General features: G+C 69.4%; 15 protein-coding genes. 7 read left to right on the top strand and 8 right to left on the bottom strand.

What is annotated here, in order from left to right; translation table 11 throughout:
• Nucleotides 1–259 precede the first annotated feature (259 nt).
• The 4 genes from DI526_RS08840 to DI526_RS08825 all read left to right on the top strand — a co-directional run bounded on the left by DI526_RS08840 (nt 260) and on the right by DI526_RS08825 (nt 4754).
• Nucleotides 260–1267, top strand: a complete 1008-nt coding sequence (locus DI526_RS08840) for a glycine zipper domain-containing protein (RefSeq protein ID WP_304276626.1) — start codon at nt 260–262, stop codon at nt 1265–1267.
• A gap of 113 nt (nt 1268–1380) precedes the next feature.
• Entirely contained in the window at nt 1381–1689 is a 309-nt protein-coding gene (locus DI526_RS08835) for a glycine zipper 2TM domain-containing protein (protein ID WP_304276624.1), read from the top strand.
• Between the two features lie 118 nt (nt 1690–1807).
• Nucleotides 1808–2329 (top strand): lipocalin family protein, encoded by a 522-nt coding sequence (locus tag DI526_RS08830; RefSeq protein ID WP_369691940.1) that lies wholly within the window; start codon nt 1808–1810, stop codon nt 2327–2329.
• A gap of 106 nt (nt 2330–2435) precedes the next feature.
• The gene (locus tag DI526_RS08825; protein ID WP_304276622.1) at nt 2436–4754 is read left to right on the top strand and encodes a glycoside hydrolase family 31 protein; all 2319 of its coding nucleotides are present in this window, start codon (nt 2436–2438) and stop codon (nt 4752–4754) included.
• Nucleotides 4755–4846: 92 nt separating this feature from the next.
• On the opposite strand, the gene DI526_RS08820 is transcribed toward DI526_RS08825, so the two are convergent.
• The 5 genes from DI526_RS08820 to DI526_RS08800 form a co-directional block, all read right to left on the bottom strand.
• The gene (locus DI526_RS08820) at nt 4847–5623 is read right to left on the bottom strand and encodes a DUF4019 domain-containing protein (protein ID WP_304276620.1); all 777 of its coding nucleotides are present in this window, start codon (nt 5621–5623) and stop codon (nt 4847–4849) included.
• Between the two features lie 197 nt (nt 5624–5820).
• A complete protein-coding gene (locus DI526_RS08815; protein WP_304276618.1) occupies nt 5821–6255 on the bottom strand; it encodes a DUF1178 family protein in 435 nt (144 codons plus the stop codon).
• A 19-nt stretch (nt 6256–6274) separates the two neighbouring features.
• Nucleotides 6275–7126 (bottom strand): carbon-nitrogen hydrolase family protein, encoded by an 852-nt coding sequence (locus DI526_RS08810; RefSeq protein ID WP_304276616.1) that lies wholly within the window; start codon nt 7124–7126, stop codon nt 6275–6277.
• Nucleotides 7123–7377 carry a glutaredoxin 3 gene (grxC, locus tag DI526_RS08805; RefSeq protein ID WP_304276614.1) on the bottom strand — a complete coding sequence of 85 codons (255 nt, stop codon included), beginning with the start codon at nt 7375–7377 and terminating at the stop codon, nt 7123–7125. Before grxC ends, DI526_RS08810 begins: the two co-directional genes overlap by 4 nt.
• A 29-nt stretch (nt 7378–7406) precedes the next feature.
• Nucleotides 7407–8198: a ComF family protein gene (locus tag DI526_RS08800; RefSeq protein WP_304276612.1), complete on the bottom strand. Its 792-nt coding sequence runs from the start codon at nt 8196–8198 to the stop codon at nt 7407–7409.
• Between DI526_RS08800 and DI526_RS08795 the strand changes: the two genes are divergently transcribed.
• On the top strand, nt 8197–9111 hold the full coding sequence (locus tag DI526_RS08795; protein ID WP_304276610.1) for a methyltransferase domain-containing protein: 915 nt from the start codon (nt 8197–8199) through the stop codon (nt 9109–9111). The two genes, DI526_RS08800 and DI526_RS08795, sit on opposite strands and share 2 nt — an antisense overlap.
• A gap of 170 nt (nt 9112–9281) precedes the next feature.
• Here the strand turns inward: DI526_RS08795 and mutT are convergent, their stop codons facing one another.
• From mutT to DI526_RS08780, 3 genes are read right to left on the bottom strand one after another with little or no spacing between them, the layout of a single operon-like run.
• Nucleotides 9282–9686 carry an 8-oxo-dGTP diphosphatase MutT gene (gene mutT, locus DI526_RS08790; RefSeq protein ID WP_304276609.1) on the bottom strand — a complete coding sequence of 135 codons (405 nt, stop codon included), beginning with the start codon at nt 9684–9686 and terminating at the stop codon, nt 9282–9284.
• 59 nt (nt 9687–9745) lie between these two features.
• Nucleotides 9746–10138 (bottom strand): retroviral-like aspartic protease family protein, encoded by a 393-nt coding sequence (locus DI526_RS08785; RefSeq protein ID WP_304276607.1) that lies wholly within the window; start codon nt 10136–10138, stop codon nt 9746–9748.
• A gap of 37 nt (nt 10139–10175) precedes the next feature.
• A complete protein-coding gene (locus DI526_RS08780) occupies nt 10176–10439 on the bottom strand; it encodes a hypothetical protein (RefSeq protein WP_304276606.1) in 264 nt (87 codons plus the stop codon).
• A gap of 384 nt (nt 10440–10823) precedes the next feature.
• On the opposite strand from DI526_RS08780, the gene DI526_RS08775 reads away from it, so the two are divergent.
• Both DI526_RS08775 and DI526_RS08770 read left to right on the top strand, forming a co-directional pair.
• The gene (locus DI526_RS08775; protein WP_304276603.1) at nt 10824–12239 is read left to right on the top strand and encodes a DEAD/DEAH box helicase; all 1416 of its coding nucleotides are present in this window, start codon (nt 10824–10826) and stop codon (nt 12237–12239) included.
• Nucleotides 12240–12390: 151 nt separating this feature from the next.
• A complete protein-coding gene (locus DI526_RS08770) occupies nt 12391–14616 on the top strand; it encodes a sensor histidine kinase (protein WP_304276601.1) in 2226 nt (741 codons plus the stop codon).
• Nucleotides 14617–14648 lie beyond the last annotated feature (32 nt).

Below are 14648 nucleotides of genomic sequence, written 5' to 3'. Positions count from 1 at the left end.
CGTCGTCGCCGCAAACGGCATGCTGAAATCAAATCAGCCCTGGCAAAAGCCCGGTTGACCCAACACAGTCGCCGGCTCTTCGCTTCGCTACGGCCGGGATGACACGGATTTTGTAAGCTTGGAGCTCACGAGCGCCCCTCCCGGGAACCTCCGCCCCAACCTGCGCCTTTACGTCTCCGCAGGGACGAAGAGCCCCGGATTGGCGACCTGGTGTCGGGGGTCGGCCGTCGATCCGTTCAGTCGAACGGAGACCACACAGATGACGTCCAAGACCCTTGTCGCCCTGATGGCGACCACCATGACGGTCGGCGCGATCGCCCCGGCCGTGGCCCAGACCTCGGCCTACCAGCAGAGCCTGCAGCGCTATGACGACCAGCGCGCCAACTATTACGAGCGCGTCGCCGAGTACCGCGAGCGCCAGGACGCCTATGAGCGCGACCGCGCCAACTACCTGCAGGCCCGCGACGACTATGACCGCCGCTATGGCCGCGGCGCCTATGACCGTCGCTATCGGGATCAAGCCGACCGCTATCGCGCCGCCGAGTACCGCCAGAGCGCCGCCTACTATGCCGAGCAGGCCCAGTTCGAGCGCGACCGCGCCAACTACGAGCGCGCCCGCTACAACTACGATCGCCGCTATGGCGAAGGCGCCTACGACCGCCGCAACCCGCGCCAGGCCGAGCGCTTCCGCACCAGCGGCTACGGCTACGCCTCGGGCTACGACGCCAGCCGCCAGCAGTGGGAGCGCGATCGCGACCGCTACTACGAAGCCCGCGACGCGTACGACCGCCGCAACGGCTACGGCGCCTATGACCGCCGCCATCCGGGCGAGGCCGAGCGCTATCTGGCCCCCTACGCGGGCGCGGTCGGCGTCGACACCAGCGCCAACGTCAACTACGGTGACAACTGCCGCCAGGACGCCAAGCGCAACGCCACCGTCGGCGGCGTGATCGGCGCCCTGGCCGGCGCCGCCCTGGGCTCGAACGTCGCCGCCCGCAACGCCAAGACCGAAGGCTCGGTGCTGGGCGCCCTGGTCGGCGCCGGCGTCGGCGCGGCGGTCGGCAACGCCTCGGCCAAGTGCGACACCCGCGGCAACTACTGGACCTACGAGCAGACCCAGCCCTACCGCGACAGCAGCGGCCGCTACGCCTCGGCCGGCGAGCGCTGCCGCCTGGCTCCGGCCCCGACCGACTACAACGGCCGCGTCGAGACCCGCTATGTGCGCGTCTGCCCCGACAGCGACGGCCGCTATCGCGTCGAAGGCTGACCCCCGCGCGCCCAGGCTGGAGCGTCGCCTTTCCGACCTTGACGGAAACCCGCCGCCAGCTTGGGCGTTTAGGTCCTGAGGGATTGCAACAAGAAACGACTGGAGAGCTCGCCATGCGCGCCCGCCTTAACGCACTCGTCCTGGCCACCGTCGTCGGCTTCACCGCCAGCAGCGTGGTCGTCACCGCCGCCGACGCCCAGTCGCGCAACGACCGCTACCGCGTCCTGGTCTGCAACAAGTCCAAGGCCAAGAACGGCGCCATCATCGGCGGCCTGGGCGGCGCCCTGCTGGGCAACACCGTCGCCGGCCACGGCAACAAGACCGAAGGCGCGCTGCTGGGCGGCGCCGTCGGCGCCGTCGCCGGTCACGAGATCGGCAAGGGCAAGAAGAAGTGCCACTACGAGTACCGCTATCGCCGCTAACCGCGCTCGATCACGGACACAGGACAAGGGCGTCGGACTTCGCGGTCCGGCGCCCTTTCTCGTTCCCGCGCGCATCCAGGCCGAGATCCGCCGCGTAACGCCAGGCAAGGAGAACGCCATGCCCGTCGCCAAGCTCGCTCTCGCCGCCCTCATCGTCGCTCTCGCCGCGGCCACGCCCGCCGAGCCGCAGCCGTTGTCCGTCAACGCCGACAGCCACTATTCCGGCGTCTGGCTGGAGCTTGGCCGCACGCCAATGTGGATCACCGACGGCTGCGTCGCTGGCACGACGACCTACACCCGCGTCGACGATCGGCGCGTGGACGTCGTGGACGACTGCCGCAAGGGCGGCGTCGACGGCAAGCGCAAGGCCATCCGCGGCAAGGGCGTGATCGAGGACCCCGGCGTCAATCGCCGGCTGAAGGTCTCGTACCTGCCGTTCGTCACCTGGCGCTACGAGGTGCTGGACAAGGATCCCGACGGCGTCTGGTTCATCTCGGCCTCGCCGGACCGGAAGAAGGTCTTCCTCTACGCCCGCCGCCCCCTGCCCCAGGCGGTGCTGGACGAGCTGACGGCGCGCGCCCGCCGGCTGGGCTATTCGGGCGAGATCGAGTACCCGCCGGCGCGGCCGGTCGCGCCATAGACCACGCGCCCCCTTTACGACCGCCACAAGACCGGGCAATTGTACGACAATTGTCGGAGTATTTCGCCGCGTCAGCCGGCCGCCCGACAGCGAGGGAGGCGACGGTATGCGACGTTCGATGACCAGCGGGATCGGTTTGATGGCGCTGATGGCGGCGGCTTTTGCGGTCTGCGAGGCCGGCCCGGCCGTGGCCCGCGCGCCCGCCGTCGCGGAAGACGCCGCTGTCCGCAAGACGGCGACGGGCGTCGAGATCCGCCTGGCCGACGGCGTCCTGCGGCTGGACCCGTGGTCGGACAATATCGTGCGGGTCCGCTTCTCCAAGACCGAGGCCTGGACCGGCAACTACAATCCCGCCGTGATCGCCCAGCCCGGTAAGGTCGACTGGACGCTGGAGAGCGGCGCCGAAAAGGTCGCCCTGAAGACCCCCGCCCTGCAACTGATCGTCGACCGGGCCTCCGGCGAGATGACGGTGCTGGACGCCAAGGGCCAGCGACTGACGCGCGCCCGGCCACGCGACGGGGAAACCGCCCCTTCCGTCCAACGCTTCGAGCTGAACTCGCAGGAGGCGATCTATGGCCTGGGCCAGCACCAGGCTGGCCTGATGGACTATCGCGGGTCCAGCGTCCTGCTGCAGCAGATCAACACCGACGTCGCCGTGCCGATGGCGGTGTCCTCGCGCGGCTATGGCGTCCTCTGGAACAATCCGGCGACCACGCGGGTGGACGTGGCGACGCCGCAATACGCCCACAGCCTGCGCTTCGCGTCCGAGGCCGGCGGCGGGGTGGACTACCACCTGATCGTCGGCCCGGAGATCGACCAGGTGATCGCCGGCTATCGCGGGCTGACGGGCCAGGCGCCGCTGATGGCGCGCTGGACCTGGGGGCTGTGGCAGTCGAAGGAGCGCTACGAAACGCAGGCCGAGACCCTGTCGATCGTCCAGCGCTACCGCCAGATGGGCGTCCCGTTCGACGCCGTGGTCCAGGACTGGCAGTACTGGGCGCCCGGCGGCTGGGGCAGCCACCAGTTCGACGCCCAGCGCTTCCCCGATCCGGCGGGCCTGGTGAAGGCGGTCCACGACCTGAACGCCCACATCATCATCTCGGTCTGGCCGCGCTTCGACCTGACCACCGCCAACCATGACGAGCTGCGCAAGGCCGGCGCCCTGTTCGAGCCGGCCTATCCCAATGTCTATCCGGCCGGCGAGGGCCGCTGGTACGACGCCTGGTCGGGCAAGGGCCGCGAGATCTACTGGAGCCAGATCATGCGGAACCTGGGCCGCTACGACTTCGACGGCTGGTGGCTGGACGGCTCGGAGGCCGAGCTGGGCGGCAAGCCCGGCCAGATGGCCGAGGTGACCACGGCGGCCGGCCCGGGCGCGGAGAGCTTCAACAGCTATCCCCTGATGCACACCACGGCGGTCCATGACGGCATGCGCCGCGACATGCCCGGCAAGCGGCCCTTCATCCTGACCCGCTCGGCCTATGCCGGACAGCAGCGCAACGGCGCCATCACCTGGTCGGGCGACGTCGAGGGCGACTGGCACACCTTCGCTCGGCAGATTCCGGCGGCCCTGAACTTCTCGGTCAGCGGGATTCCCTACTGGTCGGCCGACATCGGCGGCTTCTTCGGCGGCGATCCGCAGGACGCGGGCTATGCCGAGCTCTTCACCCGCTGGTACCAGTTCGGCGTGTTCAACCCGATGTTCCGCGTCCACGGCACCGGCAAGGGCAAGGCGCTCTGGGACTTCAAGCCCGACACCCAGGCGCGGCTGATCGCCTACGACAAGCTGCGCTACCGCCTGCTGCCCTACATCTATTCGACCGCCTGGGAGGTGACCCAGCGGTCGGGCACGATGATGCGGCCCCTGGTCATGGACTTCCGGACCGACGCTAACGCCCTGCGCCTGACCGACCAGTACATGTTCGGCCGCGGCCTGATGGTCAGCCCGGTCACCCAGCAAGGCGCCGAGCTGCGCACGATCTACCTGCCCAAGGGAGACTGGTACGACTTCTGGACGGGCGCCCGGCTCGCCGGCGGCAGGACCCTGGCCGTCAAGGCCGACATCGACACCATCCCGGTGCACGTGCCGGCGGGGACGATCCTGCCGCTGGGACCGGTGGTCAGCTACGCCGATCAGCCGAGCCAGGAGCCTCTAGAGATCCGCGTCTATCCCGGCCGCGACGCCCGCTTCGAGCTGTATGACGACGCCGGCGACGGCCACGGCTACGAGAAGGGCGAGCGGGCCACGACCCTGCTCACCTGGAGCGACACGGCCAAGACCCTGCGCCTCGGCGCGCGCGAGGGCCGCTATCCCGGCATGAAGGCGGTGCAGCCGCTGAAGGTGGTCTGCGTCCCGACCGGCAAGGCCCAGGACGTCCGCTACGCGGGGGCCGAGACCAGCGTCACGCTGGCGGACTGCCGATAGGCCAGGCCCGAACCAAACCTCTCGTCATCCCGGGCCGCGCAGCCGAACCGGGATGACGAGGGAAATGATCTCAACGGATCGAGCGCCGAGCCCTAGCGGATGAAGTAGCCCTCGACCTTCCAGTCGCCGCCCTCTCGCGCCAGTACCACGGTCTCGACGGCGTCAGCCTTGTTGGCGAAAGCCGTGGCGAACTGGATGATCTTGTACTCGCCGTCCGGCAGGCCAGGCAGGCTGCGAGGGCTGGAAACGCTTTTGACCTGGCGCGAGGACACCGCACCCAACTGCTGGCGCAAGGGCTGCGCCATCGCGGTCCATTTGGCCTCGTCGACCTGGGATCGGAAAAATCCGCCCGACGCTTTCCAGCTATCGGCCCAGCGTTGATCGTCCAGCAGTTTCGCCCAGGCTTGCGCGAACTCCGTCGTGGCCTTGTCCGACGCCGTATCGGCCGCGGCGTAGGCCACGGGCGTCTTGGCCGGGCGGGCCTGTCCGTCGCCATGCGGGGCCATCGTCATCGCCACCGCGGCGACCATTGCGAGCATCATCACCATTCCTCCAGAGAGCCAGACGAGGGGCGAGCCCAAGCGTCGGCGTTGGTCTGACGGACGGGGTTCTGGGCTCGGGGCGGCGGCCTGGGCGACCCCCAATTGCTTGTCCCCCAAGAAATTTGGGGCCTCGGCGCGCGCCATCGCCCGCGCCGCCTCGCGGCTGCTGCTGACGCCCAGCTTGCGGCGCGCCTCGCGCAGGCGCTCGTTGACGGTGTGCACCGACAGGCCCAGCGCCGAGGCCGCCGACTTGGCGTCGTGCCCCGCCAGGAGCAGCCGCAGCGTCTCCTTCTCGCGCTCGGTAAGCGTCTGGGACCGTTCGTTCATCGCGGAGCGCCTTTCAACGACCGGCGGCAGTCTAGCGGCGCGACCCAGAGTCGGCCAAGGCGCCGCGCGATAACGGGGGAGTTGTCGTCAGGCGCTCGATAGCGGATACTCAAGCGCGGTCCAATTCCGGCGGATGCGGAGTCCCAACAGACCGACACGATCCCCGGAGGCGGCCCTCGCGGGGATCAATCCCCCCCTCAGTTGACCTCGGTCTTCTTCGGCGGTCCCGGCGGCAGGGGCGCGACGCGGACGCCGTCCTCGACCAGGGCCTTCACCTCCGAGGGCGAGGCCTCGCCGTAGATGCCGCGTTCCTCGGACTTGCCCTCGTGGATGGCGCGGGCCTCCTTGGCGAAAGCGTCGCCGACATAGTCGAAATTGTCCTCGACGTGCCGACGGACCTCGCCCATGGCGGCCATCATCATCTCGCGCATCTTGGGGTCCGGCGACGGCTCGGCGCGCTGGGCCTTGGTCCCGGCGACGGCGGGGGCCATGATCTGCTTGGAGACGCCACGCGAGCCGCAGACCGGGCACTCGACGAGGCCGCGCGCGGCCTGGTCGTCATAGTCCGACGACGAGCCGAACCAGCCCTCGAACGCGTGAGCCTGATCGCACTGAAGCGCGTACTTGATCATGGGCTGGAGATGGGAACCTTTACGGCCCGACGAAAGGCCGGGCGTTCTTGAGAACCGGGATCGCGGCGCGCGCCTTGTCGGCGGCGGCCAGATCGAGGTCCGCCATCAGCACGCCGGGCTCGTCGTGGTCAAGCTTTCCCAGCACCTCGCCCCACGGGCCGATGGCGATCGAGCGCCCCCAGGTGCCGCGGCCGTCCTCGTGGAAGCCGCCTTGCGCGGCGGCGATCACGAACGAGCCGGTCTCGATGGCGCGGGCCCGCAGCAGCACCTCCCAGTGCGCCTCGCCGGTCGGGCGGGTGAAGGCGGCCGGAGCCGTGATCACCGTCGCGCCGGCCAGGGCCAGGGCCCGGTGCAGGGCCGGAAACCGCATGTCGTAGCAGATGGTCAGGCCGATCTTGGCGAGCGGCGTCTCGACGACCACCGCCCGCTCGCCCGGCGCATAGGCCTCCGACTCCCGGGCCGTCTCGCCGGTCGGCAGATCGACGTCGAACATGTGCAGCTTGTCGTAGGTGGCCACGATCGCGCCGGTCGGGTCGATCACCGCCTGCCGGTTGGCCGCCCTCCTGTCCCCAGTTGGGCCGTCCTCGCGGCGGACCAGGGCCGAGCCGATGTCGATCCAGGTCCCGGTCTCGGCCGCGATCTCGCGCAGGCCATTGACGACGATATCGTCCTTGAGCGCCGTCAGGGTGGGCAGCAGCTTGGCGCGGTCCCTCTGCAGGACGTTGGTGCACTCGGGCGTCAGGACGAACTGGGCGCCCTGAGCGATGGCCTCGCGCACCAGCGGCGCGACATGCGCCAGCGCCGCCGCGTGCGTGGCCGGGGTGCGCGTCTGGACGAGACCGACGCGAAGCGTGCCGCCCTGCCCCGTCATGCGGCGAGGAGCGCGTCCAGCTTGCCCTGCTCTTCCAGGGCCATCATGTCGTCGCAGCCGCCGATGTGCTGATCGCCCACGAAGATCTGCGGGAAGGTGTTGCGGCCCGAGCGCTGCATCATCTCCTGGCGCAGGGCCGGATCCATGCCCGCCTCGATCTCGGTGAAGTCGGCGCCCTTTTCGTTCAGCAGCGCCAGGGCGCGCGAGCAGTAGGGGCAGAAGGGGCGGGTGTAGATGGTGACTTTGGCCATGCTCTTTAACTCGTGGTGTTCCGTCGTCCTCATATAGGACGCGCTTGGCCTTCTGTAACGCGGGCGACGACAGATAGGCTCACGCTGTTCGCGCCGGCCGCCAGCAGGGCCCGCGCGCAGCCCTCGGCGGTGGCGCCGGTGGTCAGCACGTCGTCGACCAGGACGATGGCCTTGCCCTCGACCAGGCGACGCTTGCCGGGCGGCACGGCGAAGGCGGCCGCGACGTTGCGACGGCGGCCCGAGGCGGACTTGCCGCCCTGGCTGTCGGTGTCGCGCTTGCGGACCAGCGCGTCGGGCAGGTAGGCGAGGCCCGCCATCCTCGCCAACGGCCGGGCGATCTCGGCGGCCTGGTTGTAGCGGCGACGTAGCAACCGGCTCCGGTGGATCGGCACCGGGACCACCGCGTCGGCCTCGGCCAGCAGGTCCGCGCAGGACCGCGACAGCCAGCGCGCGAACAGGCCCGACAGGTCCGTGCGGTCGGCGTGCTTCAGCTTCAGGACCAGCTCGCGCGAGTGCTCGTCATAGACGCAGGCCGCCCGCGCCCGCTGGAACGCCTTGGGCTTGGTCTGACAGGCCGCGCAGCGGGTCTCGGCCTTGTAGGTCTGGGCCAGGCCGCAGCCGTCGCAGACCGGGTCGTCCAGGAAGGTCACCTTGGAAAAGGCGTGGGCGGCCAGCCCGCCGGTCTGGGCCGCCTCGCCGTCCAGGCTGGCGGGCGGCAGCAGCAAGTCCAGCACGCCGCGCCCCACCTGCTTCAAAAAAGGCGCAAGCGGCGCCGGCGCGCCTTTCCATGTCGCGGCGGAGTCGCCATGTTCCGCCCCCATGACCCCCTCGCCCCTCCTGTTCGACCGCGCCCTGCACCGGGCTCGCCTGGACCGCGCCGCGCCCGCCTACGCGGCCGCCGATTTCCTGAAGGAACGGGCGGCCGGCGACGTGGTCATGCGGCTGGAGACGATCCTGCGACGCTTTCCGGTCGCCGTCGACCTCGGCGCGAGAAACGGCCATTTTTTCAAGGCCTTGGAGGCCAGCGACGCCCGCGCCAACATCGACACCCTGATCGAGGCCGACCTGTCGGGGCGGATGCTGGCCGGCCGGGACACCCTGCGGGTCGTCGCCGACGAGGAGCGCCTTCCGTTCGGCGACGCGACCTTGGACCTGATCGTCTCGACCCTGTCGCTGCACTGGACCAATGACCTCGTGGGGGCCCTGATCCAGATCCGCCGGGCGCTACGGCCCGACGGCCTGTTCGTCGGCGCGATCTTCGGCGGCGCCACCCTGACGGAGCTCCGCCAATGCCTGCTGGCCGCCGAGTCCGAGCTGACCGACGGCGCGGCCATGCGCGTCTCGCCGTTCGCCGACGCCATCGACGCGGCGGGCCTGCTGCAGCGCGCCGGTTTCGCCCTGCCCGTCGCCGACGTCGACCGGGTCAAGGTGCGGTATTCCCATCCGATCAAGCTGCTGCAGGACCTGCGCGCCATGGGCGAGACCAGCGTCCTGCTGGACCGCTCGCGCAAGCCCTTGTCCCGCAAGGTGCTGTTCCGGGCGATGGAGCTCTATGTCGAGCGCTTCGCCGAGGCCGACGGCAAGGTCCCCGCGACCTTCGAGATCGTCTCGGTCACCGGCTGGGCGCCGCACGAAAGCCAGCAGAAACCGCTGCGGCCAGGCTCGGCCAAGATGCGGCTGGCCGATGCGCTGGGGGTCAAGGAGCAGCCGGCGGGGGACAAGACGGGGTCTTAGGAGACTAGCGCCTCTATCCGCTCAAAAATAGCTCGTCATCCCGGCCGCAGCGAAGCGGAGAGCCGGGACCTAGGGGCCGGCGCATCGCGTTTGCCCCTGGGTCCCGGCGCTGCAGCCCGCTACGCGGTCTTCCGGCCGGGATGACGAGGAGGTTTAGCGACGAAGAGCGCCTAGAGCACATCCCGCAGCCACGCCACCAGCGGCTCGTCGGCGGGCGGCATCGGATAATCCGCCAGCTTGTCGGGCTTCACCCAGGCCAAGCCGGCGTGCTCCTTGCGGGTCACCTGCCCTTCCCATCGGCGCAGCAGATAGAGCGGCATCAACAGGTGGAAGGTCTCGTAGGTGTGCGAGGCGAAGACGAACGGCGCCAGGCACGCTTGCGCGACCTTGATCCCCAGTTCCTCGTCGAGCTCGCGGATCAGGCATTCCTCGGGGGTCTCGCCCGCCTCGACCTTGCCGCCCGGGAACTCCCACAGGCCCGCCAGCTGTTTGCCCTCGGGGCGCTGGCAGATCAGCACCCGCCCGTCGACATCGATCAGGGCGGCGGCGGCGACAAGGACGATCGGCTTGCTCATGGCGGCGGTGTGGCGCGGGGAAGCTTGTGGGTCAATCCAGGCGGCGCGAGATCAATCTGTCACAGCGCATCGATCGATACGGTTCCGTCCGCACCGTTGTAGGCGAGCTTGTAGCTGCGCAGGAATGAGCGACCGAGTATGACGCCGTGCCACTGGTCACCCTGCTGCAGCTTGACGCCGGTAAAGGGCTGGAACAGCAGACGCTCCAGGCTCGGAATGTAGATTCGCGCCGTGTAGATGTAGGCGCGATGGCGACCGCCAACGCCGCTGATCTCGCCTTCGTCCATTATCTGAAGGCCTAGTGAACGGGCGAGATCGTCATCGATGCAATCTCCGCCAGCGCCCGTGTCGATTAGCGCTTTGATCTTTTTCTTGGGCAGATCGGGCTTGTCGCCCGCAGGCGATCGCGACTTCAGGCCTATATCGACCAGAAGCGTTGGACCCAGTTGCACCAGCAGATCGGCTGGGGACGCAGTTGGCGTCCCGGCCTTAAACCCGGCTTGTGCTGAGGGCATGTGACGGCGTGAAAATCATTCCGCCCGGTAGCTGAATTGCATCCGGAGCGCCGATCTGCCTAATCAAGCAGGCCCCCGACCCGAAGCGGTCCACGGCCAGCGTCGCCGCTTCTTCGAAATCACTAAAGACGCCTTGAAGCTCGCCGCCGTGGATGACAACCCACTCCTTGGCATGAGTGGCTTCTAGCTCGGCGCGCATCTTTTCGAACGCGGCGATGTCGTCTCGAAGGATGGTCATCGGGATTCCCTTGGGGCTTCTTGAAACACCGATTGGCCGACCACGCCAATCAACTCCGGTGACAACGCTTCAAAATCGCCTGAGTCGCCGCTTTTCGGGTTAAGCCTTGTTAACGCATTTGCACGCCTCTTCGCCGCACGAGAGCCCCGCCCTTCCCAAAACTTGACTTTCCCGCTGGGATAACCGATACGGGCCCTGCGCCACTCCGGCGCTATTGGCGCTCCAGCCGCGTGAGGGTCCGTTCTCGGGCCAGCCTGTCGAGCGCCTTGAGAGCTTTTCTCACCCGATCGCCCGTGCACGCGGGGCGCTCCCCCGAACGATAGCCGAGAGGTTCGCCGTGCGATGACGCACGGCCCGCGTCGGCGCACGAAAGAACCAACACACGTGACTCAATTTTCCGACCTTGGCCTGGCCAAGCCGCTGCTGAAGGCCCTCGCCGAAAAGGGCTACAAGGAGCCGACGCCGATCCAAGCCCAGGCCATCCCGGTGGTGCTGCAAGGCAAGGACCTCTTGGGCATCGCCCAGACCGGCACCGGCAAGACCGCCGCCTTCGCCCTGCCGATCCTCCAGCGCCTGGCCGAAGACCGCAAGCCGGCCCCGCGCCGCGGCTTCCGCTGCCTCGTCCTGTCGCCGACCCGCGAGCTGGCCACCCAGATCGCCGAGAACTTCAAGGCCTACGCCGTCCACATGGGCCTGTCGGTCCACACCATCTATGGCGGCGTGAAGTACGGCCCGCAGATGAAGGCCCTGGCCGGCGGCATCGACGTGCTGGTCGCCACCCCCGGCCGCCTGATGGACCACATGGCCGAGAAGTCGGCCATCGTCTCGGGGACCGAAATCTTCGTGCTCGACGAAGCCGACCAGATGCTGGACCTGGGCTTCGTGGTGCCGATCCGCAAGATCGCCGCCCAGCTGACCAAGAACCGCCAGAACCTGTTCTTCTCGGCCACCATGCCCAGCGAGATCGGCAAGCTGGCCGGCGAGCTGCTGAAGGATCCGGTGCAGGTCTCGGTCGCGCCGCAGGCCACCACGGTCGAGCGCATCGACCAGCGCGTCCTGTTCATCGAGGCCCAGCGCAAGCGTCCGCTGCTGGCCGAGCTGTTCGCTGACTCGAGCTTCTCGCGCACCATCGTGTTCACCCGCACCAAGCGCGGCGCCGACCGGGTCGCCAAGTACCTGAACGCCGCCGGCGTCGAGGCCGCCTCGATCCACGGCGACAAGACGCAAGGCCAGCGCGAGCGCGCCCTGGCCGCCTTCAAGGCCGGTGAGATGCGGGCCCTGGTGGCCACCGACATCGCCGCCCGCGGCATCGACGTCAACGACGTCAGCCACGTCATCAACTACGAGCTGCCCAACGTGCCGGAGGCCTATGTCCACCGGATCGGCCGCACCGCCCGCAAGGGCAAGGACGGCATCGCCATCAGCTTCTGCGCCGACGACGAGCGCAGCCTGCTGAAGGACATCCAGAAGGCCACCCGCCAGACGATCCCGGCCTTCGACCGCCGCAACGACAAGCAGCTGGCGGCGGCCGCGGCCGTGGCCGACAAGCTGGTCCCGGCCGACAAGCACGTGGATCCGCGCCGCGCCGACCCGCGCAACGACGTGCCGTCGGAACTGCGCCGCAAGCGCAACCGCAATGGCGGCGGCGCCCGCAACGGCGGCGGCCAGAAGGGCCCGCAGGCTCAGGGCCAAGGCCAGGGCAAGCCCCAGGGCCAGAAAGCGGCGGGCGGCGGCAACAGCTTCCGCGGTCCCAAGCGCGCGCCGGCCCCGGCCGAGAAGCGCTGGTCGCCGATCGACTAAGGCCGCCGCCCGGGCCTGCGACCTTTTGTTGCAGGCCCGCGCAACGGCAACCGCTATAGGATTCGGCCCTCGCGTTTAGGCCGGCTGACGAGCCGGATTGGGGGGCCAACGTATGGGCGGGAGCGAGCCCAGCGCCGCGCCTGGATTGACCATGCTCGCTCGCGGCGAGATGGCCGATCGCGTGCGCGCGTTCGACTGGTCCGCCACGCCGCTTGGCCCCGTCCACGCCTGGTCGCCCAGCCTGCGCTTCGCCGTCGACATGGTGCTGACCAGCCAGCTGCCCATGGCCCTGCGCTGGGGCCCCGAGCTGGTCCTGATCTATAACGACGCCTACGCGCCGGCGCTGGGCGAGCGCCACCCGGACTATCTGGGCGTGCTGTTCAAGAACACCTCGGCCGACTTCCAGGCCTCGACCCGCGCGCTCTACGCCGACCTGCTCAGCGGCGCCAGCCGGGGTTTCATCTTCGAGAAGCTGCCGTTCAAGCTGCTGCGCAGCGACCAGCCGGAGACCGCCTGGTTCACCGTCAGCTACAGCCCCGTGCCCGATTCCACCGCGCCGCATGGCGTGGGCGGGGTGCTGATCAGCGCCGTCGAGATCACTCAGACGGTCCAGGCCTCCAACGAACTGCGCGGCGTCGAGGAACGGTACGAGCTGGCGCGCGAGGCCGCCGGAGTCGTGGGCGCCTGGGAGTGGGACGTCCGGGCCAACAAGGTCTATGCCGACGCCCGCTACGCCGAACTGCATAGCGTCGCGCCGGAGTATGCGGCGGCCGGCCTGCCGGTCGAAGCCTATCAGCCGGCCGTGCATCCCGACGACCGCGATCGCATCGCCGCCCTCGCCGAGGCCTCGGTGAAGAGCGGCGGCGCGTTTTCCGCCGAGTACCGGCTGGTGCAGGCCGACGGCTCGGTCCGCTGGATCTACACGCGCGGCCGCTCCTACCTGGACGCGCGGGGGAAGCCCTCGCGCAACACGGGCGTCATCATCGACATCACCGAGCGCAAGCGGGTCGAGGACGCCCTGGCCGCGGCGCGCGTCGACATCGACCTCGCCGCCCAGGCGGCGGGGATGGGCCGCTGGGACCACAACCCGTCCAAGGGGCTGCGCTACTGGGACGCCCGGGCGCGCGCCATCTTCGGCATACCGCAGGACGCCCCGCCCTCGACTTCGCTGTTCGAGAAGGTGGTCCACCCCGATGACCTGGCCTCCGTCCGCGCGGCGGTGAAGGCGACCCTGGATCCCGGCGGCTCAGGCCTGATGAACCAGGAATATCGGATCATCCGGCAGAACGGCGCCGTGCGCTGGGTCGAGGCGTTCGGACGCGCCTTCTTCGAGAACCGGATCTGCGTCCGCTTCGTCGGCGTGGTGTCGGACGTCACCGAACGCCGCGAGGCCATCGACCGCCTGCTGCGCCAGGAAGAAACCCTGCGGCTGGCGGTCGACGCCGCCGAGGTCGGCACCTGGGACTACAATCTGGAGACCGGGGATCTGGTCTGGTCGGACCGGGTCTACGACATGTTCGGGTTGCTGGACCGCAGCGAGCCGCCGGCCTTGGCGATGGTGCAGGAGCCCGTGCATCCCGGCGACGCCGAGCGGGTCCGTGAAGCCGTCGCCCGCGCCATGGACCCGACGATCCGCGCCGACTACGCGGCCGAATACCGGGTGATCGGCCGCGACGACCACGTCGAGCGCTGGCTGAGCGCCAAGGGCAAGGTGTTCTTCAGCCCCACCGGCAAGCCCGCGCGCTTTGTCGGCGCGGCGGTGGACATCACCGACCGCAAGCGGGCCGAGCTGCACCTGCGCCTGCTGGTCAACGAGATGAACCACCGGGTGAAGAACAGCCTGGCCACCATCCAGGCCATCGCGGCGCAAAGCTTCACCAACAGCCAGTCCCTGCCCCAGGCGCAGGAAGCCTTCGCCAATCGCCTGGTCGCCCTGGCCGAGGCGCACGACCTGCTGACCCGCGAGAACTGGGAGGGCGCGGACCTGCATGAGATCGCCGAGCGGCTGGCGGCCCTGCACGGCGGGGCGGACCGCTTCACCCTGAGCGGCCCGGCGGTTCGGCTGTCGCCCAAGACCGCCCTGTCGCTGTCGATGGCCCTGCACGAGCTGGCCACCAACGCCCTCAAGTACGGCGCGCTGCACAGTCCGAGCGGACGCGTCCGCATCGCCTGGGACGTCACGACGGGGCCGGGGGCCGAGCGCCTGAACCTGACCTGGGTCGAACGGGACGGCCCGCCGGTCAAGCCGCCCGGCCAGCGCGGCTTCGGCTCGCGCCTGATCGAGCGCGGCCTGGCCGCGGAGCTGGCGGGCTCGGCGAAGATCGACTTCCACCCCGACGGCGTCGTCTGCCAGATCGACGCGCTGCTGGAGGCTTGAAGCTCTAAGGTTCGCGGCCGCAGACACCATGC

This window comes from Caulobacter segnis (assembly GCF_003243465.1).
GTDB lineage: Bacteria > Pseudomonadota > Alphaproteobacteria > Caulobacterales > Caulobacteraceae > Caulobacter > Caulobacter segnis_A.
The sequence above is the reverse complement of the archived record's forward strand: the minus strand, read 5'-3'. Positions and strand labels throughout refer to the sequence as shown.